16 protein-coding genes are annotated in these 24,268 nt (G+C 71.8%); 6 read left to right on the top strand and 10 right to left on the bottom strand.

Annotated features, from left to right (window positions below; all coding sequences use genetic code 11):
• Nucleotides 1–77: 77 nt before the first annotated feature.
• The 5 genes from ACSHV8_RS29350 to ACSHV8_RS29330 all read left to right on the top strand — a co-directional run bounded on the left by ACSHV8_RS29350 (nucleotide 78) and on the right by ACSHV8_RS29330 (nucleotide 7,838).
• Nucleotides 78–644, top strand: coding sequence for a DUF4956 domain-containing protein (locus tag ACSHV8_RS29350; protein WP_436520806.1), 567 nt, complete (start codon nucleotides 78–80; stop codon nucleotides 642–644).
• Nucleotides 641–1,375 (top strand): polyphosphate polymerase domain-containing protein, encoded by a 735-nt coding sequence (locus ACSHV8_RS29345; protein ID WP_436520804.1) that lies wholly within the window; start codon nucleotides 641–643, stop codon nucleotides 1,373–1,375. Before ACSHV8_RS29350 ends, ACSHV8_RS29345 begins: the two co-directional genes overlap by 4 nt.
• A gap of 261 nt (nucleotides 1,376–1,636) precedes the next feature.
• On the top strand, nucleotides 1,637–3,304 hold the full coding sequence (locus tag ACSHV8_RS29340; protein ID WP_436520802.1) for a carbohydrate-binding domain-containing protein: 1,668 nt from the start codon (nucleotides 1,637–1,639) through the stop codon (nucleotides 3,302–3,304).
• 107 nt (nucleotides 3,305–3,411) lie between these two features.
• Complete coding sequence (locus ACSHV8_RS29335; RefSeq protein WP_436520800.1) at nucleotides 3,412–4,566, top strand: hypothetical protein; 1,155 nt, start codon at nucleotides 3,412–3,414, stop codon at nucleotides 4,564–4,566.
• 38 nt (nucleotides 4,567–4,604) lie between these two features.
• On the top strand, nucleotides 4,605–7,838 hold the full coding sequence (locus ACSHV8_RS29330; protein ID WP_436520798.1) for an NB-ARC domain-containing protein: 3,234 nt from the start codon (nucleotides 4,605–4,607) through the stop codon (nucleotides 7,836–7,838).
• On the opposite strand, the gene ACSHV8_RS29325 is transcribed toward ACSHV8_RS29330, so the two are convergent.
• On the bottom strand, nucleotides 7,775–9,070 hold the full coding sequence (locus ACSHV8_RS29325; protein WP_436520796.1) for an MFS transporter: 1,296 nt from the start codon (nucleotides 9,068–9,070) through the stop codon (nucleotides 7,775–7,777). The two genes, ACSHV8_RS29330 and ACSHV8_RS29325, sit on opposite strands and share 64 nt — an antisense overlap.
• Nucleotides 9,071–9,143: 73 nt before the next feature.
• Here ACSHV8_RS29325 and ACSHV8_RS29320 point away from each other — a divergent pair, with 73 nt between their 5' ends.
• On the top strand, nucleotides 9,144–9,926 hold the full coding sequence (locus tag ACSHV8_RS29320; RefSeq protein ID WP_436520794.1) for a CGNR zinc finger domain-containing protein: 783 nt from the start codon (nucleotides 9,144–9,146) through the stop codon (nucleotides 9,924–9,926).
• Between the two features lie 317 nt (nucleotides 9,927–10,243).
• Here ACSHV8_RS29320 and ACSHV8_RS29315 read toward each other — a convergent pair whose 3' ends face one another.
• The 9 genes from ACSHV8_RS29315 to ACSHV8_RS29275 form a co-directional block, all read right to left on the bottom strand.
• Complete coding sequence (locus tag ACSHV8_RS29315; protein WP_436520792.1) at nucleotides 10,244–11,614, bottom strand: transaminase; 1,371 nt, start codon at nucleotides 11,612–11,614, stop codon at nucleotides 10,244–10,246.
• 72 nt (nucleotides 11,615–11,686) lie between these two features.
• On the bottom strand, nucleotides 11,687–12,415 hold the full coding sequence (locus ACSHV8_RS29310) for an endonuclease/exonuclease/phosphatase family protein (RefSeq protein ID WP_436520790.1): 729 nt from the start codon (nucleotides 12,413–12,415) through the stop codon (nucleotides 11,687–11,689).
• 16 nt (nucleotides 12,416–12,431) lie between these two features.
• Nucleotides 12,432–17,978: a hypothetical protein gene (locus ACSHV8_RS29305; RefSeq protein ID WP_436520788.1), complete on the bottom strand. Its 5,547-nt coding sequence runs from the start codon at nucleotides 17,976–17,978 to the stop codon at nucleotides 12,432–12,434.
• Nucleotides 17,979–18,194: 216 nt separating this feature from the next.
• Nucleotides 18,195–18,515, bottom strand: a complete 321-nt coding sequence (locus ACSHV8_RS29300) for a hypothetical protein (protein WP_436520786.1) — start codon at nucleotides 18,513–18,515, stop codon at nucleotides 18,195–18,197.
• Between the two features lie 137 nt (nucleotides 18,516–18,652).
• The gene (locus ACSHV8_RS29295) at nucleotides 18,653–19,351 is read right to left on the bottom strand and encodes a DUF4332 domain-containing protein (RefSeq protein ID WP_436520784.1); all 699 of its coding nucleotides are present in this window, start codon (nucleotides 19,349–19,351) and stop codon (nucleotides 18,653–18,655) included.
• Nucleotides 19,352–19,640: 289 nt separating this feature from the next.
• On the bottom strand, nucleotides 19,641–20,981 hold the full coding sequence (locus ACSHV8_RS29290; RefSeq protein ID WP_436520782.1) for an APC family permease: 1,341 nt from the start codon (nucleotides 20,979–20,981) through the stop codon (nucleotides 19,641–19,643).
• An 84-nt stretch (nucleotides 20,982–21,065) separates the two neighbouring features.
• On the bottom strand, nucleotides 21,066–22,925 hold the full coding sequence (locus ACSHV8_RS29285; protein WP_436520780.1) for an adenylyl cyclase: 1,860 nt from the start codon (nucleotides 22,923–22,925) through the stop codon (nucleotides 21,066–21,068).
• 183 nt (nucleotides 22,926–23,108) lie between these two features.
• The gene (locus ACSHV8_RS29280) at nucleotides 23,109–23,738 is read right to left on the bottom strand and encodes a class F sortase (RefSeq protein ID WP_436520778.1); all 630 of its coding nucleotides are present in this window, start codon (nucleotides 23,736–23,738) and stop codon (nucleotides 23,109–23,111) included.
• 27 nt (nucleotides 23,739–23,765) lie between these two features.
• The gene (locus tag ACSHV8_RS29275) at nucleotides 23,766–24,260 is read right to left on the bottom strand and encodes a hypothetical protein (RefSeq protein ID WP_436520777.1); all 495 of its coding nucleotides are present in this window, start codon (nucleotides 24,258–24,260) and stop codon (nucleotides 23,766–23,768) included.
• Nucleotides 24,261–24,268: the final 8 nt, after the last annotated feature.

Here is a 24,268-nt window from a genome sequence, read left to right as displayed (position 1 = left end):
AGTTCACCGATACGTAACCCCGCGGTCGGGTCCCGTTCAGGCGGGCCGGCCGGGAACCCTCGGGAGGTCGCTCCACCATGCACCGGATCGCGCTGTTCGGATTCGATCTTCTGGCGGTGTGCCTGCTCGTCTTCGGACTCTACTTCCCCCGGCACCGGCGCCGCGACCTGGTCGTCGCCTACCTCGGCGTCAACGTCGGCGTGCTCGCGGTGGCCGGTTCGCTCAGCAACAGCACGGCCGGCGCCGGCCTCGGCCTCGGACTGTTCGGCGTGCTGTCGATCATCCGGCTGCGCTCGACCGAACTCGATCAGCACGAGGTGGCGTACTACTTCTCCGCGCTCGCGCTGGGCATTCTCGGACCGCTCACCGACGGCGCCTTCTGGCTCGGCCCAGGGCTGATGGCCCTCATCCTGGTCGTCATCTACCTGGGCGACCACCCGCGGCTGTTCCGCTCCTACGAGCGGCAGGTGCTCGTGCTCGACGCCGCCTACACCGACCGGACCGCGCTCGTCGCCCAGGTCGAGCGGGTCCTCGGCGCGCGGATCCACGCGGTCGCGGTGGAACGGGTCGACCTGGTCAACGAGACGACGGTGGTCGAGGTCCGCTACTCCAGGGCCGGCGCGCTGGTCGGGGCCGCGCGATGAACGCGCCGGCCGGCCTCGGCGCGATCGCACTCCCCGAACTGCTGGAGAAGGCCGGGCTGCAGACCCGGATCGACCGCAAGTACGTGCTCGGCCTCGACGACGCGCTCGCCCTGCTGCCCCGGCTCGACCCGGCCACCCGGGTCCTGGAGATCGACGGCCTCCGGACGTTCCGCTACCGCTCGGTCTACTTCGACACCCCGGATCTGGCCAGCTTCCGGCTCACGGCCCAGCGTCGCCGGCGTCGATTCAAGATCAGAACTCGGACGTACGTGGACACGGCGCAGTGCTGGCTCGAGGTCAAGACCGAGGGCAGCCGGGGCGGGACGGTCAAGAGCCGGCTTCCGTACGACGTCGTGGACCAGGACACCGTCGACCCGGGCCGCTGGTTCGTGGAGAGCGTGCTCGGCGACCGGGCCGGCGCCCACCTCGCGCCGACCCTGACCACGTGTTACCGGCGAACCACGTTCTACCAGCCCATGGGCGACTCCCGGGCCACTCTCGACACCGGCCTGAGCTGGATCGGCCCGGACGGCGCCGAGCTGCACGTGCCGCACCTCGCGGTGATCGAGACCAAGACCGGCGCGGCCGCCTCCCCGGTGGACCGGCTGCTCTGGGCGCACGGGCACCGGCCGGCCCGGATCTCCAAGTACGCCACCGGGCTGGCCGCACTGCGTCCGGACCTGCCCGCCGTGCCCTGGCGCCGCACGCTGCGCCGCCACTTCATCTGCTGAACGGTCCACCCGGGTTTGTTGCTCCGGCCGTCCCACCCACGGATAAAAAGAGCTCCAAACCCGTTAACGGGCCTTTGTGGTTTGACCGGGACCACCCGCCCAGATCGCCCTTTCGGGCTGAGCGTTCTGGGCGCGCCAGCGCCCTGCTCGGACCGGAAGGGTCCCCGCGGGAGCGACGATCCGGACCACAGCGGAGATAGGACATCAAGATCTTGAAGTTGATCTTGTTTTGAATACCCGTCCCCAACGGAAGGATTCACCATGCCCAGCATTCCCCGGCTGGTCACGCCGGTCGCGGTCGCCGCGACCGCCCTCGCGCTGCTGGCCGCCCCGGCCCAGGCGGCCGGCACCGCGGCCGCCACCGCCCTGGCCGCGAACCAGGCCGGCCACGACAGCGCGGCCGACCGCGTCTGGAACGAGTCGGACGTCGCCGCGGTCAGCCTGACCGGCAGCGGCGCGACCACCACCAGCCCGAACGTGACGGTCTCGGGCAGCACGGTGACGGTCACGGCGGCCGGAACGTACCGGTTCTCCGGCACGCTCACCAACGGACAGATCGTCGTCAACAGCACCGGCACCGGCATCGTCCGGATCCTGCTCAACGGCGTCACCGTCAGCGGCAGCGCGGCCGCGGTGAACGTCGTCGCGGCCGACGAGGCCCTGGTCTACCTGCAGTCCGGCACGACCAACCGGCTCACCTCGTCGGCCGGCAACGCGCTCGACTCGGCGGCCGACCTCACCGTCGACGGCGCCGGCGCGCTGATCCTGACCAGCACCGCGGCCGACGGCATCAACAGCGCCGACGGCCTGGTCATCGACGCCGGGACGATCACCGTGACGGCCGGCGACGACGCGATCCGCGGCAAGGACTACGTGATCGTCAACGGCGGCGCGATCACCGCGACCGCCGGCGGCGACGGATTGAAATCGGACAACGACGAGGACGCCACCCGCGGCTACGTCTACGTGGGCGCGGGCACGGCCGCGGTGACCGCGGGCGGCGACGCGGTCACCGCCGAGACCGACGTGCTCCTGGCCGGCGGCACGATCACCGCGAAGTCCGGTGGCGGTAGCACGGTCACCCCGGGCGACACGTCGGCCAAGGGGCTCAAGGCCGGTGTCCTGGTGGCGATCAGCGGCGGCACCGCGAGCATCGACGCGTCCGACGACGGGGTCCACTCGGACGGGGCGGTCACCGTCGACGGCGGCGCCACCACGGTCGCCACCGGCGACGACGGCGTGCACGCGGAAGCGGCCGTGACCGTCAGCGCGGGCACGGTGACCGTCACCAAGTCGTACGAGGGGGTCGAGGGCCTGAAGGTCTACGTGACCGGCGGCTCGGTCAGCGCGACCGCCTCCGACGACGCGTTCAACGCGTCCGACCCGGCCTACGGGGAGATGCAGAACTCGCCCAACGCGCTGATCTCGATCACCGGCGGGACCGTCGTGGTCAGCGGCGGCACCGACGGCCTGGACTCCAACGGCGCGCTCAGCATCGGCGGTGGCACCGTGGTGGTCAGCGGGTCGGCCACCCGCGGCGGCGGGGAGGGCGGGCTCGACTCGAACGGGGCGCTCACCATCACCGGCGGCACCCTGATCTCCACCGGGATCAGCGCCAGCACCAGCACGCTGCCCACCTCGGGCCAGGGCTGGGTGTCGGTCACGTTCGGCGCCAACCAGGCCGCCGGCACGATCGTGCACCTGGCCACCACGTCCGGGACCCAGATCGCGGCCTACCGGTCGGCCAAGGCGTTCAAGGGCGTGGTCTTCTCGTCCGGCCAGATCACCCGGGGAACGACGTATGCGGTCTACACCGGCGGCTCGGTCTCGGGCACGGCCGTTGGCGGCGACCTGTACACCGGCGGTACCCTCTCCGGCACCCAGGTGACCACGGTGACCGCGGGCAGCCAGTCCGGCACACGTCCGTGACCAGCCGGTCCCTCCGGCGGCGAGACGTCCCGGAGGGACCACCCGGCCGCGTCCGATGTGACGTTTCTCGATACATTGGGCCGGCATCGGACACGGGAGGAACAGCAGTGAGCGGCACGGGGGCAACGCCCGGCGAGGGCGGCACGCCGGATTCGGCTTCGCAACCGTCGGCCGGTCCGCCGCCGGATCCGACTGCGCCGCCGGCCGCGGTCCCCGAGCCGCCGGCCGCGGCCGCGCCGGTTTCCGAGTGGGCGCGGCCGGTCGACGGGCCGGCGACACCGCCGCCGGTCGAGGCGTGGAATCCGCCCGTTCCGCCGCCCGACGACGTGCCCGCGCCGCTGTTCCCGTTTCCGCAGCCGCCGCCGACTTTCGGTGCCCCGCCGGCGGCGTACCCGGGCGCCTACCCGCCCCCGCAGACCGGCGGCTACCCACCACCGCAGACCGGCGCCTACCCGCCGCCTCAGCCCGGTGCCCATCCCTATCCGCCGCAGTACGCCCAGCCCGGCTGGCCGCCGCCCCCGGCCTCCCCGGCCGCCCGTCGCCGCGGCGGCGTCCTCGCCGCGACGATCGTCGTCGCCGTCGCGGTCATCGGGCTGCTCTGCACCGGCAGCATCTACATGCTGGCCGACGGCGGTTCGGACAGCTCGGCGAGCAGCGATTTCGGCCAGGAGCAACCGTTCGTCTGGCCGTCCGACCTCCCGCTGCCCTCGCTGGTGCCGCCGGGCACGCCGACCCCGGAGTCGACCGGTCCGCACCCGGCGGCGAGCCCGGCCAAGGACATGTACGACCTGAACGCGGTCTGCGACGAGAACGCGTACTTCCCGTCCGCCCCGAAGCGTGCCGGCAAGGCCCCGCACCCGGTGGCGCTGCTGATCCGGGACGGCGACGGCGACGTGCGCTGGAACAACCGGACGTACTACATGGAGGACATCGGCACCGGCAAGGCGGACGAGAACACCTGGGGGCCGGCCGGCCCGGAGAAGGTGCAGATGGCCGCCTGCCTGGACCGGACCAGCGCGGGCTCGAAGGTGCGCAGCTGCGAGTACGACGATCCGTCGCCGGAGACGGTCACGCTCTACCGCGCGAACTGGCGGCTGCGCGTCTACGAGGTGGCCACCCACCGCCAGCTGCTGGACAAGAAACTGGCCGGGAACGAGACCACCTGTCCGTACACCGTGCTGGTCGGACCGGACAAGAAGATCTATGCCGAGGTCAGCGACCACACCGTGGTCAGCACACTGAAGAGCCTGGTCACCAAGTAAAAGAGTGACCTGCCCGTCGCCACGCCGTTGGTCCATCTGTGACAGACGGCTTACGGTGGCGGCGATGGGCCGGCCGCCTGCGCAACCCCGCGGTGACCCCGGTCTCGGTTCCGCGTCCCCGCGAGGCGCCCTGGATGGCCGCCGGGCCCGGGGACGACCTGGTGGAACGCACCGCCCTGCAGGCCCGCCTGCGGGAACGCCTGCTCGCCGGGAGCGTCGCGCTGCACGGCCTCGGCGGCATCGGCAAGTCCACGCTGGCCCGGCAGGTCACCGGTGACCTGCGCGGACGCTTCCCGGGCGGGGTCCTCTGGGCCGCGATCGGCCAGGAGGCCACCGGCCCGGCGCTCGCCGCCGTCATCTCCGACCTGATCACGCACCTCACCGGCGAGCCGCCCGGCGTGGTCACCCCGGTCCAGGCCGGCGAGCGACTCGCCGCCGAACTGGAGTCCCGCCCGCCGGTCCTGCTGGTCGTCGACGACGTGTGGACCGTCGAGCAGCTGGCACCGTTCCTGGAGGCGGGCTGCCGGCTGCTGATCACCACCCGGGTGAGCGGCCTGCTCCCGGCCGGCGTGACCCGGATCGACGTCGGCGCGATGACCCACGACGACGCGACCGCGCTGCTCACCCGCGACCGGCCCGGGCTGGCGCTGCCCGATCTGAGCGCGCTGCTCGCGCTGACCGGGCGCTGGCCGCTGCTCGTCGCGCTGGCCAACGGGGTGCTGCGCGACGGCGTGACCGCGCACCAGCTGATCGATCAGTTGGGGGCGGGCGGCTGGGTGGCGCTCGACCTGAGCGTGCCGGGTGAGCGTGAACGAGCCGTGGACGGCCTGGTCAGCGCTGCTCTGGACCGTCTGCCGGAGGCGGATCGGCGACGGTTCCTGGAACTCGGGATCTTCGCCGGGGGCGGGCCGGTGCCGGACCCGGTGATCGACTCGCTGTGGTCCGGGACGGGAGGATCAACGGCCAAGGACGCAGACGATTTGCGTACGGCGTTCGCGCGGCTCGGCCTCGTCCAGAGGGACAGCGCCGGTCTGTGGATGAGTGACGTGCTCCGGACGTACGTCCGCCATCGCCTGCCCGACCACGAGATCGCGCAAGTGAACCGCAGGCTGGTGGAAATGTCCCGTCCGCGAAGCGGCGGGCCGTGGTGGACGATGCCGCCGGCCGACCGCTATCTTTGGCGCCACCTCGCCTTCCACCTGCAGGAAGCGCGCTGGTGGGACGAGCTGTTCGCGGCCGTCACCGACCTGCGGCGCCTCGTCGTGCAGATCCCGCTGTTCGGGGTCGCGGCCGCGGTCGCCGACCTGTCGCGGATGCCGGATCCGCGCGCCACCGCCCTGCGCGCCCGCCTGTCCCGCAGCGCCCACCTGTTGCACCCGACCCGCCCGGCCGACGCGCTGACCGACGTGCTGCTCTCGCGCCTCGGCGGCGCCCCCGAACTGGCCGCCGACGTCGCCGCCCTGGTCGCCGCCCAGCGCTCCCGGGCCGGGCTGACCGCCCGCCGCCCGCTGCCCGACGTCGGACCGGACAGCCTGACCCGGGTGATCGCCGGTGATGCGGGCTGGCTGGACTGCGTGGCGGTCGCGCCGACCGCGCAGTGGGTCGCGGCCGGCGGCGACACCGGAGTGATCACGCTGCACGACTGGGCCGACGGGACCGTGCTGGCCCGGCTCACCGGGCACACGGGGGCGGTCACATCGCTCGCCGCGACCTACGACGGCGCCTATCTGGTGTCGGCCGGCAGTGACGGAACGTTACGAGCCTGGGATGTGGCGCGGCGCCAGGAACGGGTGCTGTGGACCGCCGGCGGCGAGATCCTCGGATGCGCGGCGTCGCTGGTCAGCCACCGGATCGCCGCGGTCAGCGCGTCCGGGGAGCTGATCGTGGTCGACGCCGCGGGGAACTGGCGGATCCTCGGCCACCGGGCCGCCGAGAAGCTGGTCGGGTGCGCGTTCCTGGACGACGACCGGGTGCTGACGGTGACCGAGGAAGGCGCCGTGACCGGTCACGAACTGCGCAGCGGACGGCGGAAATCCCTGGTCGCGGCCGGTAAGGCCGGGGTCACCGAGTTCGCCCTGGACGCGACCTGGGTCGCGGTCGGCGGGATCGACGGGGAGATCCGGGTGCATCCGCTGCGGGGGAGCGAGGCACCGGTGACACTCGGTGGTCATCGGGGGTGCGTGAGCGCGCTGGCCGCCTTCGGCGATCGGATCATCTCCGGGGGCGAGGACGGGATGATCCGGGTCTTCGACCGGTACGGGGCCGAGGTCGCCACCGTCCGCGCGCATCCGAGCTGGGTGACCGGGTGCGTGGTCGCGCCCGATCGGCGGACGCTCGTGACCACGGGGAGTGACGGGTCGATCCGGATCTGGGATCTGCCGCGGCTGGTGCAGGAGACCGTCGGCGGGCCGGTCGACTGGGTCACCACGTGCAGCGTCGGACCGTCGCCGGCCGTCGGTTCTCCGTCGGCGACCTTCGGCACCTCGTTGGTGACCGGGGGTCACGACGGCGTGGTGCGGCTCTGGTCCGGGGCGGCCGGCCAACCCATCTGGAGCTGGGCCGATCCGGTCCGGCGGTGTGCGTTCGGGCCCGACGGGACCTGGCTGGTCGCGGCCTGCGCGACCGGGACGGCGCTGCTGCGCGACGTCGGCGACGGCTGGGCCGACACCGTGCACCCGGGCGCGGTGGACTGCGTGGTCTCGGCCGACCTGTTCGCCCGCTGGGACGCCGACGGCACGGTGGAGATCCGGTCGGTGACCGGGCCGGACGTGTACCGGCGGGCCCACGAGCACCCGATCCGGGCCGCGGCCCTCCTGCCCCGCGGACGGATGATCATCGCGGAGGCCGGCGGTGGGCTCGTGACCTGGCACTACGCCAAGGGGCGGGTGCGTCCGGTCCCGCTGGAGCTTCCGGGCGAGATCCAGACGATCCATCAGGCCGCTGATCACCTCGCGGTGATCAGCGGGTCAGGCTTGGCGATTCTTGACGTACGGACCCTGCGGGTGCTGGGGGCCGGCACGTTCACGGACGCCGGAGTCACCCACGGGTCGATCTCGGGGGACGGGGAATGGCTGGCCACCAGCAGCTCGTCCGGGGAGCTCCGGATCTGGCCACTGGGCGGGGTCGGGGGGTCGTGGGAGCCGGTGGCGGCCATGCGGGTGGACGGTCCGATCTTCGAATCGGTGTGGGTGCCGGGGGGATTCGATCTCTATGCGGCCGGGCGTAGGGGGTTGTACGCGTTCACGTTCCGCCCACCCCGGCCTTCGTCCTGATCGCCCTGGCTTTCGCTCTGATCGCGTCCGCCTCGTGCTCTGGTTGCGTCGGCCTGCGCCTTGGCTGCCCTCACAGGGGCGGCCGGCCTCGGCTCGCTGCCGCCATGTCCGGTTCTGATCACGGCGCTGACCAGTGCCAGTGCGGTCACCGCGGCGCCGGCCAGGACCGGGCCGCGGGCGCCGGTGCCGCCCACCAGGACACTGGCGAGCGCGGCACCCGCCGTGATGCCGACGTTGAACGCGGTGGAGTTGGCCGCCGACGCCGCATCGGTGCGACCCGGCGCGATCCGCAGAATCAGCCCGGCCTGCAACACCGTCGACCCGGCCAGCGCGGCCCCGGCCAGCGACACCGCGACGACCGCCACCGCGGTGTCGCCGCCGAACAGGAACTGCCCGGCCAGCGCCACCGCCTGAACGGCAACCACCGTGATCAGGGCGACCCAGGTGTACCGGGCCGCGACCCAGCCGGCCAGCAGCACCCCGGCCAGCCCGGCCACACCCCGCACGAACAGCACCGGCCCGATCGCGGCCTCGCCGACCCCGCTCACCTCGGTCAGGAACTGATTCACATACGTGAACGCGGTGAACGAGCCGGTCACCAGCAGCGCCACCGTGACCAGCAGAACCCGGAACCGCGCCCGATCCGGAGCGGTCCCGCGGTCGGCGTCACTCCCGCCCGGCGGCACCTCCGGCATCAGCGCGGCCACCACGACCAGGACGGCCAGCCCGATCCCGGCCAGCGCGAAGAACGCCACCCGCCAGCTCGTCTGCTGCCCCAGCCAGGTGCCGGCCGGGATCCCCAGCAGCGGCGCGAGAGAACTGCCACCGTAGAGCACCGACAGGGCCCGCCCCCGTTGCGCCGGCTCCACCATCGCCGCGGCCGCCGGGGTGATGACCGCCCAGAACACGGCCTGGCTCATGGCCACCGCGATCCGTGACCCGAGCAGCACCGGATAGGTCGGGGCCAGCGCCGACACCACGGTCCCGCCCACGGCCACGACCAGCAGGAACGTGATCAGCCGCCGGCGCCCGAAACGGTGCGAGACCCGGGTCAGCGGCACCGTGGTGATCACGACGACCAGTCCGTACGCCGTGACCAGCAGCCCGGCCGCCCCATCACTGACACCGAGCCCGTGGGCCAGTTGCGGGAGCAACCCGATCGGAAGGTTCTCGATCGTCACGTAGAGAAAGGTCGAGAGCGCCAGAGCCGCGATGGTGATCCATGCTCGCATGTGCTTCCCCCTTGCCGCTGGTTCGGTGGTAGCTGTCTCTGACGCTACCACCGTTCAGGGCTATGGTGGAATCATGCGAATCGTCGGCGGCCACCACGCGCTCGACCTGGCCAACACGGTCGAACCCCGCCTGCCCGGCCACGTCGAAACCGACCACCTGGACTCGCCGGTCGCCCTCCTACGCTGGGCCACCCGCGCCGGAATCGTCACCGACGCCGAGGCATCTCTCGTCTCCAGGGCCTGGATCGCCTCTCCCGGCACCGCCGAAGCCGCCCTGGCCGACACCCTCACGCTGCGCGCCCTGATCGACCCGACCCTGGCCGGCACCGAACTCGACACGCTGATCCAGCGCTGGTCGCAGGCCATCGCCCGCGCAAAGCTGATCCCCACCCCAAACCCCAAGCCCAGCCCAGCCCTTCCCCCCGCCGACCCACCCGGCGCTGTCTCGCCCGGCGCTGTCTCGCCGGGCACTGACTCGCCCGACCTCGTCTCGCCGGGCCTTGTTTCGCCGGGCCTTGTCTCGTCCGACCTTGTCTCGCCGGGCTCTGTTTCGCCCGGCCTCGCCTCGCCGGGCCGTGCCTCAGCAGGTCCCGCGGCCGGCGGCACGGCAGAACTGCAGGTAGGGGCGGACCCGGCCTGGATGATCCCGGACCGGCTGGCCGACGCCCTGGTCGACCTGGTGCGCACAGCGGACCGCCGCCGCCTGCGAACTTGCCCCCTCGATCAGGGCGGTTGCGGCTGGCTGTTCCTGGACCGCAGCCGCAACGCCACCCGCCGCTGGTGCGCCATGGAGGACTGCGGCACCCACGCCAAATCCCGCCGCCTCACCGAACGCCGCCGCGCCCGCCGACCCTGACACTGCCGCGCCTGCCGCGCCTGCCGCGCCTGCCGCGCTTGCCGCGCTTGCCGCGCTTGCCGCGCTTGCCGCGCTTGCCGCGCTTGCCGCGCTTGCCGCGCTTGCCGCGCTTGCCGCGCTTGCCGCGCTTGCCGCGCTTGCCGCGCTTGCCGCGCTTGCCGCGCTTGCCGCGCTTGCCGCGCTTGCCGCGCTTGCCGCGCTTGCCGCGCTTGCCGCGCCTGCCGCGCCTGCCGCGCCTGCCGCGCCTGCCGCGCCTGCCGCGCCTGCCAGTTCGGCAGGCACGGTCACGAGCGGCCAGGTCGCGTTCGGCGGTTTGCCTAGCCGGTGGTCAGCTCCGTGAGCGCGGCGTCGAAGATCTCGTGGTGGCGGGCGACGTCGTCGAGGGTGGTCTCCGGGCACATCAGGGCCATGTTGTGGAACGGGGTCAGCAGCACCCCGCGGTTCGCCAGGTAGACGTGCAGGAAGTCTTCCAATTCGGCGTCCGCGGAGGCCGCGGACTCGGTGCCGTTGCGCGGGGCCGGGTCGGCGAAGCGGTATTCGACGCGGGCGCCGAGACGACTCACCGACCACGGAACGCCGTACGTCGAAATGATCTTTTGAATGCCCTCGGCGAAAGCCGTCGCCGTCGTGGTCATCGTGGCGAACGCGCCCTCGGTGAGCACCTCCTGGAGGGTCGCGCGGGTCGCGGCCATCGACACCGGGTTGCCGGCGAGGGTGCCGCCGACGCCGCCCATGTCGACCAGATCGAGATCGCCGCGGCCGGTCAGCGCGTCGGCCAGCTCGGCCGAGAGCCCGTAGGCGCCGACCGGCACGCCGCCGCCGATCGCCTTGCCGATGGTCAGCACGTCGGGATCCAGGTCCCAGAACCTGGTCGCGCCGCCCGGCCCGGCCGAGAACGTGTGCGTCTCATCGTTGATCAGATAGGTCCCGTATTTCCTGGTCAGCTCGCGGACGCCGGCCAGATAGCCCGGCTCGGGCAGCACGATGCCGATGTTGGTCAGTGCCGGCTCCATCAGCACCGCGGCCACGTCGCCGTGCGCGAGCTCGCGCTCCAGCATCGCCAGGTCGTTGAACTCGGCGACCCGGCTCGTCTCGGTCACGTCGACCGGCGCGCCGACGTTGCCCTCGCGGCTGCGACCGTGCCCATCCTGACCGACAACGATCAGCGACTCGTCGACCGAGCCGTGATAGCAGTAGCTGTGGAAGAGGATCTTCGACCGACCGGTGACGGCCCGTAGCAGCCGGATCGCCCAGCGGTTGGCGTCGGTCGCGGTCAGCGCGAAACTCCAGAGCGGCAGCCCGAACCGGCTCGCCAGCTCGGCGCCGACGACCGCAGCGTCCTCGGTCGGCAGCATCGTGGTGGCGCCGCCCAGCTCACCGAGTCGCCGGGTGACCGCGGCGACCACCGGCGCGGGGGAGTGGCCGGCCATGGCGCCGGTGTCGCCCAGGCAGAAGTCGATGAACTCGTTGCCGTCGAGGTCGGTCAGCCGGTTGCCGCGGGCGGTCTTCAGATATACCGGAAAGCCGGCCGCGGTCTTGTTCATCCACGTCATCGGGACGCGCCCGAACAGATGATCGGCACGCCCGTAGGCCGCCGCTGAGCGAGGGTGACGCTCGGCGAAAGCGGCCCGCTCCCGCTCGGCGAGCTTGCTGAGTTTTCCGCGGTCGACGCCGGATTCCGTTGCCATGCGGCGAAGTTACCAGGGATTCCTCGCGAGAAACTCCCTCTGGAGAACCAGATCCTGCGAGCGAAGACCCTTCTAAAGAACTATTTCCGCCGCGACTCCGAAGTGGTCGGATAGGTGCGCACGCCGCCCACCGGGCAGGGTCACCTCGTCCCGCAGGGCCAGATCGGCGTGCGCGGTCCCGGCGTTACGAACGAGGAGATGATCAAATGCCGGCGGATGCGGCCATTCCGGCAGAGGGCGATAGGTCGGGCGCGTGTCACCGGCCATCGCGTCCACGAGCCCGGCGCGCTCCCGGAAATCGGCGAGCACCCGGGCGGTCCGGGGCAGGTTGAGGTCCCCGGTGACCACCACCGGGCGGTCCTGATCGATCGCGGCCAGTTCACGGGCCAACACGTCGAGCTCACCACGCTCGACGATCGTGTACCGGTTCTCCGGCGACCAGTCGTCGTCCCGGTTCGCCGACAGGTGAGTGTTCACCACGACCAGCCCACCGATCTCCGCGATCAGCGCGCCCTTGCGCATGAGGAACTCCGGGCGGACCGGCCCGGCCAGCGGGAACCGGACGAAACGCCGGCGCTTGATCGGCCGACGAGAGAGAAGGACAAGACCCCCTTTCAGTACGACCGTGCCCACGCACGCCCAGTGCGGAAAGTGCCGCCGGAGCAGCTCCGCATTGCGCCGGTACATGACCTCCTGGAGGCAGACGATGTCGAAATCGGACTCGCGAAGGATCTGGCCGAGCGCCCGCAGCCTCAGCCGGACGTCCCCCGTGAACAGGGTGTTGAAGGTCAGCAGACGCATCCGCGGAGCGTACCGATCACTCCGCCGCCTTCAGCACCGTGATCGCGCCGTCCCGTCCCGCGGTCACGTAAAGCCGCAGGCCGTCCGGCGAGAGCGCGACCACCCGCGGGCTGTCACCGACCTTGATCGTGGCCGCCAGCTTCCGGTCCTTCAGGTTCAGCACCGACAGAGTGTCCGAGCCCTCGTTCACCACGTACGCGTGGACGCCGTCGGTGGAAACCATGACCGCCTGCGGCAACTTGCCGACCGTGTAACGCTGCGTGAGTTTGAGCGTCGTGGTGTCGTACGTCTCGACGGTGTTGACGTCGTAATTCGTGACCACGACGGTCTTGCCGTCCGGCGTGACGGCCACGCTGTGCGGCGATTGTCCGACCGAGATGTTGGCGAGCACCTTCAGGCTCGTCGTGTCGATCACCGACATCTTGCTGGACTCGTGGTCGGAGGTGAACGCATGCGTGCCGTCCGGCGTGAAGTCGATCCAGTGCGGGTTCGGCGGGACGCTGATCTGCGACTGCTTGGCCAGCGTCTCGCCGTCGTAGATCTCCACCCGCGCGCCGTTGTGGATCGGCAGCCAGACCCGCCCGTCCTGCGCGACCGCCGGTTCGAACGGGCGCGGCCCGGTCTTCACCGACGTGATCACGCTGCGCTTCGCGGTGTCGATCACCGCCATCCCGTTCGCGCTGAAGTCGTCCTCGAACATCGACACGTAGAGCCGGGAGCCGTCCCGGGACAACGCGAGGAACCGGGGCGTGTTCGGCAGCGCGATCGAGGCGACCTTCTTGCTCTCCGCATCGACGAAGAACAACGCCTTCGCGCCCTGGTCGGCGACGTAGACGGTCTTGTTGTCCGGGGCGACGGCGATGCCCTCCGGTTCCTGCCCGACGCCCTTGATCGTGTCGACCACGACCGGGACGGCCAGGCTCGTCACCGGGGGCGCCTGAGGCGCCTCGCTGGGCGCGGCCGACGTAGTGGGCTGCTGAGCCGTCGCGGTCTGGGTCGGCGCGGCCGTCGGGCCGGGGCCGTTCTGCGCGGCCTTCCACCGGATCCCCAGGTAGGCGCCCGCCGCGAGAATCAACGCGAGCGCGAGAATCCCGGCCACACGGAGGCGACTCCGGCCATGCGGCTTTTTCTCGTACGGGGTGTCAGCGCCGGTCCCGGGCGGGCCTCCGGGCGGCTGTTGCTGCCAGCTCGGCGAGGCGGGCCAGCCGGCGGGGGAGGTGGGCCAGGCCGTGTTGCCGCCCGCGCCCTGCTGCCATCCGCCCTGCTCGGTGGGCGTCCAGCCGGGAGCCCCGGGGGTTCCGGCGAGACCGGCGCCTTGAGGCCAGTCATCCGGGCCGCTCCACGAAACTCGGCTGGAGCCACCTGCTGCGCCTCTTCCGGCCGGTCCGGCCGGTCCGGTCGGCCCGTTGCCGGGTCCGCTCGGGCCGACAGGTCCGCCGCTCGGTCCGCCCATGCTGGTGGGCGCATTGCTGGGTCCGCTCACGACCGCCGGGCCGCTCGTACCTACCGGGCCGCTCACACCTACCGGGCCGCCGCTCGGTTCGCCGGCGCCGACGGAGGCGTTGCCGGCGCCGTTGAAGTCGGCCGTGGCCTCGGCGACGGTTGTCTCGTCACGCTGCTGCGACGGGTGGGCCCAGCCGGCCGCGGCTGCCGCCGAGCCCGCTTCCCACGTGATTGCCGGGCGTCCGTTCGGGTCCTGGCCACTGGGCTGACCGTGCCAGGGCTCGCCGGAGGTGGGCGCGCCCGGCCACGGGTCGACGCCAGGGGCGAGAGCGGCGCCCGAGGCGGTGGCAGCCTCCGGCCCGCCGGCAGTTCCCGGCCACTGCATGGCGTAACCGGGGTGCTGCTGGGTCGTGGCTTCTGTCCGCTCTTCCGGGAGAGCGGTGGTCGGCGGCTCGGTGTGTTCCGACCGCTGCCGGGGGATGTTCACACTCGGCGCTGTGCTTTGAGGCGCAGCGGTGGGCGCCGCGGGCTCGGGCCACTGGTCCGAGGACCCTGCGTCCAGGGACGTGGGCTCAGGCGCGGCGGGTTCGGGCCATTGGTCCGAGGACCCTGCGACCCGGGATGTGGATTCGGGCGCGGCGGGTTCCGGCCACTGTTGGGTGGGATCGGGGGTGGTCTCAACGGGAGCGGGAGTGGGTGACGACGGCACCTGGGCGGCAGTGTCCGGCCAAGGGGGTCCGGCGCTGCCCGGTAGCCATCCGAAACCGGGCTGGTCCTGGCCGAACAGGCCTCGTCCGGTGACCTGATCCCCGGGCCACGGTCCTGCGGGAGATGACGTGGTGCCGGCTTCGGCGGCTCTCGCCGGGGCAGCCGGGCTGCCGGATACGGGTACGTCGGCGGACTGGCCGGTGTTCTGGGCGTCGGCGGGTTCAGGAGCGGTGGGGTGCTCCTGGCCGTTCGGGCGACTCGGCGTCGCTTGCGTGGCCAGCCAACTGCCGACGAAACCTCCGGCCGCAGCCGCGGCGGCCACGCTCGGGCTCGGGTCTTCGCCGGTGCCTTTGCGGGAGCCGGCTTCCGGAGCAGCGATGGGCTGCTGGTTGTCAGGCTCGGCGCTGGTTGCGCTGGTTGCGCTGGTGGGCTGCGGGCTCTCGGGCTGAGCATTCTCGGGCTGGAGGCCGGCGGCGTCCGGGCTGGACGTGGGGGCCGGCTGTCCGTTCTCGCTGCCGGGTTGTGTGGACGGTCCGCTGGTGGCGGCGTCTGACCACGCCGGGGCCACGGTCGACCATGCAGGAGCGGGCTCGGATGGCGGTTGGGCGCCGTTCGGTGGCTGGGAGCCCTGTTCTGCTTGCGGGTCCTCGGCCGAGTCGGGTCGGTCCGGTCGAGCCGTCAGGTTCGGATCGCCTTCGGCGGCAGGGCCGGCATCGGCGCGAGGGCTGGGATCGGCGTCAGAGCTGGGATCGGAGGCAGTGTTGGTTGCCGTTGCCGTTGCCGTTGCCGTTGCCGGTTCGGGTTCGGGTTCGGGTTCGGAGGTTGGGGTCGGCTCGGGGGTGGGGTGCTTGGGCGACGTGGGCCACGGCGCGGAGCTTTCCGTGCTGGTGGAGGGCTCGGCCGGAGAGCCAGGCCAGATGTCTGCGGGGGCGGTTCCCGTCGTGACCTCTACCGGGCTCGGCTCGGCAAAGGGGCCACCGGCCGGCTCGGCGAAGGCTTCACCGGCCGGCTCGGCGAAGGTTTCACCGGCTGGCTCGGCGGGTGCTCGGTTGGGCGGCTCGGCGGATGCGGTGCCGATCTGCTCGGTGGGCGCGTCACTGATCGGAGCGGTCTCCGGGCGGGCTTCGGCCGGGCTGGGCTCGGTGGTCGGAGTGAAAGACGCGGAATCCTGGATGCCGGCGCTGCCGGGGTGGGGTTCCGGATGGGTCGGGATTGGGGTGTGGGGCACGGCGATGGGGTGACCGGAGACGGGCGCGGTGGGTTCCTGGTCGGCCCTGGGTTCGGCGAGGGTGGTTTCGTGAACAGGGTTCGGCTGGGCTGGGGGCTGCGTGGACGGCCATGCCGGGCTGGCGGCGGCGATCGCCGGGGTGGACTGCTGGCCGGCTTCCGGGGACTGGGCCCACCAAGTGCCGCTCGGTTGGGACAAGCCGGATGTTCCGGGGCGTTGTGGGGTGCCTGACCAGGGGCCCCTGGGGGTCTGCGCCTTCGGCTCCGGCTGGGCCGGTGGCTGAGATGCGCCGGAGTTCGTCGCGTCCGAGGACGAGAGGCCAGAGACCGGGCTACTGGCGGTCGGGACTTCGGAGACCGGCTCGCCCGAGGAAGGAACACCCGAGACGGGTCTCGTCGGGGAAGGAACGCCCGAGGCGGGCGTGCTCGGGGAAGGAACGCCTGAGACGGGTCTCGCCGGGGCGGGAATGCCCGAGACGGGCGTGTTCGGCGAAGGGACGCCGGAGACCGGGGTCGGCACCTCGAAGGGCTGGCCCGGCGGTGCGGGGGCCTGGCTGGGGGTTCGCGGCGGGACGAAGGGCTGGCCAGGGGGTCGAGGCGGGGCTACCGGTTGGCCGGACGCCGGGGGTGGGGTCAACGGCTGGCCGGGCGGCGCGGGCTGGGCTGAGGGTTGGGTGGGCCGGGTTCCGGGCCAGTTCGGCTGGGGGCCGGTGGGGGCGCCTCGCCAGACCGGGTGGGTGGCGGTGGGTGTGTCGGCCCAGCCTGGGGCTTCGGTCTGCGGGCCCGGTGCGGCGGGGGATTCCGGCTGAGCGGGTGATCCCGGATGACCCTCCGTACCCGTGGGCGACGACGAAGGCCGCAACAGCGGGGCCACCGAGGGAGGCAGCGGCGCCTGAGCCGGCGAAGAGTGCGGCGCGGCCGCGGAGATAGAAGGCGCGGAAGAGGAGGCCGCAGAAGAAGCCGCAGAAGTGGGCGCTGAGGGAGAGGCCGCAGAAGAAGGCGTGGAAGTGGATGGCGCGTAGGTGGGCGGTGCAGAGGAGGCCGCGGGCGGCTCCTGGGTGGAGGGCGCAGAAGAAGAGGGAGGCGGCGACGCGTCAGCGGAAACCTCTCCCGTCACCACGAGCCGGCCGGAACCCGCCGGCCCCGCCACGGTCACCGCACCCGTGAGGCGTCCGGCTGTAGGAACCCAGGACACCCGCAACTGGTCGCCCTCGACCGCCGCCCGCAGGGCCTCCGTCGACGTCGTCACGGACGAGGCCGCCACGAGGGGAGGGCCGGTGAGCTGCACCCGTACTGTCAATTCTTGGGTTTGGGGAGCGACGCGGCCGAAATCGATCGTGGATCGGGTGAGGCGCAGGGAGGTTCGGCGCAGCGCCGCGGAGGCGGCGGCGGCGACGCGGTCGTTGCCGGTGGCCATCCGGCCCAGGGTGGTCCGGGCCTGGGCGGCCTGGTCCAGGTCGGTGCCGGCCGCGGCGGCGGCGAGTTCGGCGATCAGGCCCATCTGGTCGCTTCCGGGCTTGCGGACCTTGGAAACGTACGGCTGGCGGCCGGATCCGAAGACCCAATGGCGTACGGACGGGTCGCGTTCCCGCAAATGGTCGAAGACCTCGTCGATGCCGATGTAGCCGTCGCGGTCCCGGTCGGCCGCGCCGCCGCGGATGCCGTCGGCGAGCAGGCCGGCGAACGTGGGCGGTTCGGGCCGGGCCGCCGCGGTGATCACGACGCGGCTGCGGGCTTCGGCGGCGCGTGCGGCCGGGAAGTAGGCGCCCGCGTCGACCGGTCCGCCGGTGCGGCCGTCGAGGACGATGACGACCTGGCCGGCCAGGCTGCGGTGCATGAGCGCGTCGAGCCGGGTCACGTCGACCGCGGTGTCGGCCGGGCGTTGCATGACGGTGTCGGGGGTGGCCAGGTAGAGGCCGCCGCTGGGGCCGGTGAGCAGGATGCCGCGGAAGTAGACCAGCAGGCAGTCGTCACCGGTCCGGCCGTCGCACAGTGCCTGCAACCGTTGGTAGACGTCCCAGGTCTCCGGGTCCTGGAGGAACTCCACCTCGAACCCGCCCAGACCGGGATCGCCCAGCGCCGCGCCCAGGGATCGGACGTCCGCCGACGGCACCGAATATCTGCGCAGGACCGGATCGTCGTGGTGTTCGACCGTCACCACAACTGCCAGCCGTCGCCCGCTCATCGCATCACCCTTGGTCCATGGTGCGATGTTTGTCGCCGAGCCGGAACCCCTGGTTGATTACTAAATGTCCACGGACGATGACCTTGCGTTGTTGATCTTTGTCGGGTTCCGGCCGTTGTGCGGCGATCTAGCTGGTCCGATGTGCTCTTGGACGCGGCTCCGGGCGGATCCGGGGTGACGTGCCGATTTCACCGGATCCGGCATGTCGGGGATCCGTCAGACGGTCACGTCGAGGGACCGGCCGAACGGCAGGTCCTTCTTGGTCTGCGTGGCCTGAACGGTCTGCGCCTGCGCGATCGCGGCGCTCTCGGCCTGCACCGCGGTGGCGGCGACCTTGCCGGTGACGACGTCCCGGCCGCCCTGGAGGCGGGCCAGTTCGGTCTCGGCGGCCGCGACGGCGGCCCGGTCGGCGGTGATGGTCTGCGCGTCGGCCTGCACCGGGATCAGATCCTGGGCCAGCTGGCGGCGGTAGGTCTGCAGCCGCGCCCAGGCGGCCTGGGTGTCGGTCGACGACGCAATGGCGGTGATCGTGGTCATCGGGACCTCCTGGAGAACGTGGTGGCAACCGGACAGCCCCTCACATCGGCGGGGACGCTCCTGACTTGCTACTTCTCCCGGATCAAGTTCCGTGTTTCCGCGGATCCGGCCTCCCGGAGGAGGCCGGAACCATCCGGTCAGCCGGCCGTGGCGGCCAGTTCGCGGGCCTTCTCCGGCCAGGTGACCAGGCTCGCCGAGCCGCGCATGCCGGATGCGGCGATCGCCTGCTTGAGGGCGGCCGTGTCGGTCTCGGCCAGCTTCGCGTACGTGGTGATGCCGGCCGCGGCCAGCGCCATCGCGACCTTCGGGCCGATGCCGGGGATCCTGGTCAGGTCGTCCGGCTGGTGGACGTCGGCCGGGACGGGGTCGCCCGCGGGGACGGGCTCGTCGACCGGGGCCGGCTCGGCGACCGGCTCGATGATCGGGGACGCCTCCTCGGCCTCCTCGGCCACGGGCTCCTCGATGACCTCGGCACCGACCGGCTCGGCGGCGGCGGGAGACTCGACGGGCTCGGCGGCGACAACCGGCTCGGGTGCGAGGACGGGCTCGGCGGCCACGACGGGCTCGGGCGCGACGACCGGCTCGGCTGCGAGGACGGGCTCGGCCACCTCCGGCTCGGGCTCGGGCAGAGCGGCAGCGGCAGCCGGCTCGACAACCTCAGGCTCGACAGCGGGCTCGACAACCTCCGGCTCGACAGCCTCAGGCTCGGCGGCGGGCGCGACAGCCTCAGGCTCGACGGCCTCGGGCTCGGCGGCGACAACCGGCTCGGGCTCGATGATCGCGGTGGTCTCGGACGTCTCGATGACGACGGTCTCCGCGGCCGGCGAATCCACCACGGCGATCGGCTCGGTCGCAGCGTCCGAGGATGAGGTTGAGGACGAGGAAGCCGCGACCGGCGCGGTGTCCGCAACCGACGAAGCCGCCTCGGCGGGGGGAGCGGTCTCGCTGGTCACAGCCGGCGCGGTCGTCGCGGGAGCCTCAGCCCCGGCGCGGCGACCACGAAAGAACCATCCGGCTATCAGACCGATCACGAGCCCGGCCACAAGGGAGAGAATTTCTGCCATATCGGGCCTCCGAGCAGGAGATGAGGGTGCATGTGGTAGCGGGCAGCTTCGCACATCACCTTCAGTAGCCGTGAGCAGGGTGCACACTACGGCGACCCACGGCGTACGTGATCACCCACAGCACCACCCCGATCAGCAGCAGCACGCCGGCCACCCGGTAGTCCGCGGCCGCCCGTCCACTGAGCGGGCTGGCCAGGAACGCGCAGGCCACCGCCCCGAGGACCGGGATCACGGTGGGTGCCCGGAAGTGCCGGTGTTCCACCCGGTCGCGCCGCAGCACCAGCACCGCCACGTTGACCACGGTGAACACGCAGAGCAGCAGCAGCGCGGTGGTCCCGCCGAGCGCGGTCAGGTCGGCCAGCCAGATCAGCCCGAAGGCGATGAGCGTCGTGAAGACGATCCCCACCCATGGGGTACGCCGGGTCGGGTGCACCCGTCCGAGGATGCGTGGCAGTACGCCTTCGTTGGCCATCCCGTACAGCAGGCGGCTGGCCATCATCATGTTGATGAGCGCGCTGTTGGCCACCGCGAACATGGTGATCCAGGCGAACACCGACAGCGGGAACCCGGGCGCCCCGGCCTGCACCACTTTGAGCAGTGGCGTCTCGCCCTGCCCGAGCTGGGCCGGCGGGACCAGCGCGACCGCCGAGATCGCCACCAGCACGTAGATGACGCCGGTGACGCAGATCCCGGTGAGCATCACCTTCGGGAATGTGCGTCCCGGGTCGCGGGTCTCCTCGGCCATGTTCACCGAGTCCTCGAAGCCGACCATCGCGAAGAAGGCCAGGGCGGTTCCGGCCGTCACGGACAGGATCACGCTGTCGCCGGGCGGGGTGTTGAAGTCGCCGAGCCGGGACAGGTCGCCCTGGCCGGCGCCGAGCGCCCACGCCCCGACGCCGATGACGATCAGCAGTCCGGTCAGTTCCACGCAGGTCAGGACCACGTTGGCCTTGACGCTCTCGCCGACGCCGCGGAAGTTGACCAGCGCGACCAGGGTGATGAATCCGAGCGCGACCAGGGTCGGGTAGATGCCGGTGTGCAGGGCCGTGTCGAAGTTCCCGGCGAACGCCTTGGCCGCGCTGGACGCCGACGTCAGCCCGGAGCACATCACCGCGTAGGCCACCATGAACGTGAGGAAGTGCAGGCCGAACGCCTTGTGGGTGTAGAGCGCGGCGCCGGCCGCCCGCGGGTACTTGGTCACCAGTTCGAGGTAGCTGAACGCGGTGAGCAGCGCGACCACGAAGGCCAGCAGGAACGGCAGCCAGACCGCGCCGCCGACCTGGTTGGCGACTTTCCCGGTGAGGGCGTAGACGCCGGTGCCGAGGATGTCCCCGATCACGAAGAGCAGCAGGAGGCCGGGCCCGATCACCCGATTGAGTGTGGGTTCGGTGGTGGTGGTCATCACTCCCGAATACCCGCTGCCTGGTCAAAAAGTAACGCGGTGGTCACTCTCCGGAGAGGGTGACCACCGCGCCTTTCCGCAGGATTACGGAGCTGCGGGGTACTGGTTCACGTAGACCGGAACGCCGACCTTGGTGGTGTCGGCCGCGTCGCCCACGCCGTTGACGACGTGGTCGATGACGCCGGCGCTCAGGTTCACCGTCATGATGTGGTGCAACTGGACGCCGGGACGCTGCGGCGCCTCGAAGCCGTTCTCGGTGTGGATCGACGGGTTGTTCTGGTTGAAGACGTAGACGCCCGCCCCGTACAGCTGATGGGTCTTGACCTTGTCCCCGACCTTGTAACCGGCGTAGCCCTCGACCTTGCCGTTCATCCAGTCGGCCTGCGTCGGCGGGTCGTACGGCAGCTCGTTCTGGTACAGCACGGTCGTGCCGCCGTTGCCGTTCCAGACGGTGTTGTACTTCTGGAAGTGCTCGACGAACAGGCCGGTCGCGGTGACGTCGTCACCGTTGATGACCGCCCCGTACGTGCCGGTGTTGGTGTTCCACCGCTCGGTGTCGCCGCCGGTGAAGCCCTCGACGCCGTGGTCGGCCCGCCACACCCAGGTGTGGTCGATCAGCACGTCGTCGCTGTTGACCTCCAGCGCCGTGGTGGTCTTGCCGACGTGCGGGCCGCCGACGCGGAAGTACACGTCCTGCAGCGTGGTCGGGTTGTTCGGCGAGGTGAGGACGCTGTAGCCGCCGCGGCCGACGCGCAGCAGCGCGGACGACTTCTGCGTGCCGGCGTCGATGGTGAGGCCGGCGACGACGACGCCGGGGACGTCCTCGATCTGCAGCGGGGTGGCGCCCTTGACCGCGGTCAGCGTCGCGTGACCCAGACCCAGCACCACGGTGTTCGGCCGCCACACGTCGATGGTCCGGTCGATGTTGTAGACGCCGGGCGTGAACAGGATGTTCTTGCCGAGCGCGGCGGCCAGGTTGATCTTCGCGGCGGTGTCGCCGGGCTTCGCGACGTAGAAGTCGCTCAGCGGGATGTTCTTGCCGGGGGAGTTCCAGGTGACCCCGGCGGTGTTGCGCTGCGCGGCGGCGACGTGGACCTGGTACTTGCCCTTGGCGTCGACGAACAGGTACGGCTTCTCCCGGCTGACCGGGGTCTTGGCCACGGTGGTGTACGGCGGGTTCGGGAACGCCGAGTCGTCGGGAGCGCCCACGACACCCGAGAACACCTGGTTCCACACACCGTTGGACCAGCTCGCGACCTCGCTGTTGCGGGTCAGCCACTGCTGCTGCGAGCCGTTCACGGTGGCCGGCAGCTTCGAGTCGGCGATGAAGCCGCCCGAGGCGTACTGCGGGCCGGCGGTGCAGTAGTCCATCAGCGACAGGGTGCCGCCGGTGAACTGGGTGCGGCGCAGCGAGACCGCCTGCGAGACGCCCCAGAAGTTGGCCGTCTGCCGGCAGCCGTCCTGGCCGGCGCCGTTGATGTTGACGGTCAGGTTGCCCACGGTCCGCCAGAAGTTGACCAGGGCCAGGCAGTTGCTGGTGCCGCCGTCGGCCAGGCAGCGGTTGTAGACCTCGACCTTGCCGTTGATGACGACGTCACCCGGGTCGGCGCCCAGGCCGGCGAGCTCGGTGTAGTAGCCGACCTTGATCTGCAGCGGGTGTTCGGCCGTGCCGTAGGTGCCCGGCTTGAACAGGAACGCGTAGCGGTCGGTGCCCATCTCGTTGTCGACCTGCTTGGCGTTCGCGGCGTCCAGGGTGGCCTGGATCTCGCTGACCGGCTGGCTCGGGTCGAAGACGGTGACGTTGGCGCCCAGGTCGGGCGAGGTGGTCTTGGTGTGCGCGGCGGCGGGCGCGGCCTGCGCCGTGACCGCCGTGAGGGCCAGGCCGAGCGCGAACGCTCCGGCGGTGGTCCGGCGCAGAATGGCGCGCCGGCGGATTCTCGTCATGCGGAGGAGTCCCTTCCGGAAACAAGATCGCAATGATCCACGTCACGGAAGCAATCGGCCTGCCTCCATGTCAAGAGGGGGCCGAGCGCATACACGCGTCAATGCGGGCAAGCCGCCCAGGTTCCGGAACTTCATTGCCCGAACGGGCCGGAACCGGTACCGAGAGCGCTCTCTATCCGACACTCACGGCGTCGCCGTGGCGAACACGACGATGTTGCTCCGATAGCTGCCACGGTCCCGGTCGAACGAGCCGCCGCAGGTGATCAGCCGCAGCGACGGCCCGGGCGTCGCGCCGTAGACCTCCTCGCTCGGGAACGCCTTCTTGAGATAGCTCGCGACCTTGACGACACGGAAATTCGCGACGGTACGGTCGGAACGCCGTACCGAGATCGTGTCGCCGGTCCTGAGCTCCCGCAGCCGGAAGAAGACCGCGGGCCCGTCCCGCGCGGTGTCCACGTGACCGACGATGATCGCCGGGCCGGTCTCCCCGGGCGTCGACGAGTTCCGATACCAGCCGGCCGGGGAGTCGGAGCGCAGCGGCGGCGTGTCCAGGGTGCCGTCCGGCCGCAGCCCGATCGGGCTGACCGCCGTGTGCACACCGATGGCCGCGATGTCCAGACGTGCCGGCGTCGACCGGCGCGGGTTCGGTCTCGTCGCCGAGGGCGCCGGCGCCGGGACGTTCTCCCAGGTCAGAGCCGCGGCTTCGGTCGTCTCGGGGGGCGGCAGGGCGTCGTCGGTGACCAGGCCCAGGGCGGTGAGCGTCACGCCGAGCGCGGCCAGCACCGCGGAGAAGACCGCCAGGCGCCGATTCAAGATCAAAACCATCTGCGCGTACGGCCGTCAGCCGCGCGTGGCCCGGCCGACCGCGAACCGAGCGGTCACCAGCGCCGCCAGCAGCAGGAACACGCCCGCCACGATCAGCGATGCCCGCCGCCCGCTCAGCCCGCCGCCCCCGCCCGCATCCACCCCGCCCGCCGGAGTGGCCCGGGTCGTGACCGGTTTTGAGCTGGGCCGGGTGCTGCTCCTGGCGCTCGGACTCGCACCGGGCCGGACCGACTTCGTCGCCAGCGGCGTGGTCACCGCCGGGGCCACCCCCGGATCATTTCCGGACGTGGGCGAACTCGTCCTCGGCGACAGCGTCCCCGGCGACCCGGGCCCGGACACCGGCGGCAGGGTCTCGGCCGACGCCGTCGTGGCCGGCGCCGCCTTGGTGTCGTCGTTGCTCGCGTTGTCGCAGAACGACAGCGTCAGGGCCAGCAGAATCAGCAGCAGGGCCGCCGCGCCCAGCGCGATCAGCCAGTTCCGGCGTCGTTCCTCCGCCGCGTGCTCGGCCATCGTGGACC

Source organism: Actinoplanes sp. HUAS TT8 (genome assembly GCF_051380535.1).
Classification (GTDB): Bacteria; Actinomycetota; Actinomycetes; order Mycobacteriales; family Micromonosporaceae; genus Actinoplanes.
Note: the sequence above shows the minus strand (reverse complement) of the source record. Positions and strands in the feature narration are given on the sequence as shown.

Coding starts and splice junctions, on each gene's coding strand:
- ACSHV8_RS29350 (WP_436520806.1), top strand. CDS start 78: ATGCACCGGATCGCGCTGTTCGGATTCGATCTTCTGGCGGTGTGCCTG.
- ACSHV8_RS29345 (WP_436520804.1), top strand. CDS start 641: ATGAACGCGCCGGCCGGCCTCGGCGCGATCGCACTCCCCGAACTGCTG.
- ACSHV8_RS29340 (WP_436520802.1), top strand. CDS start 1,637: ATGCCCAGCATTCCCCGGCTGGTCACGCCGGTCGCGGTCGCCGCGACC.
- ACSHV8_RS29325 (WP_436520796.1), bottom strand. CDS start 9,070: ATGCGAGCATGGATCACCATCGCGGCTCTGGCGCTCTCGACCTTTCTC.
- ACSHV8_RS29320 (WP_436520794.1), top strand. CDS start 9,144: ATGCGAATCGTCGGCGGCCACCACGCGCTCGACCTGGCCAACACGGTC.
- ACSHV8_RS29315 (WP_436520792.1), bottom strand. CDS start 11,614: ATGGCAACGGAATCCGGCGTCGACCGCGGAAAACTCAGCAAGCTCGCC.
- ACSHV8_RS29310 (WP_436520790.1), bottom strand. CDS start 12,415: ATGCGTCTGCTGACCTTCAACACCCTGTTCACGGGGGACGTCCGGCTG.
- ACSHV8_RS29305 (WP_436520788.1), bottom strand. CDS start 17,978: ATGAGCGGGCGACGGCTGGCAGTTGTGGTGACGGTCGAACACCACGAC.
- ACSHV8_RS29300 (WP_436520786.1), bottom strand. CDS start 18,515: ATGACCACGATCACCGCCATTGCGTCGTCGACCGACACCCAGGCCGCC.
- ACSHV8_RS29290 (WP_436520782.1), bottom strand. CDS start 20,981: ATGACCACCACCACCGAACCCACACTCAATCGGGTGATCGGGCCCGGC.
- ACSHV8_RS29285 (WP_436520780.1), bottom strand. CDS start 22,925: ATGACGAGAATCCGCCGGCGCGCCATTCTGCGCCGGACCACCGCCGGA.
- ACSHV8_RS29275 (WP_436520777.1), bottom strand. CDS start 24,260: ATGGCCGAGCACGCGGCGGAGGAACGACGCCGGAACTGGCTGATCGCG.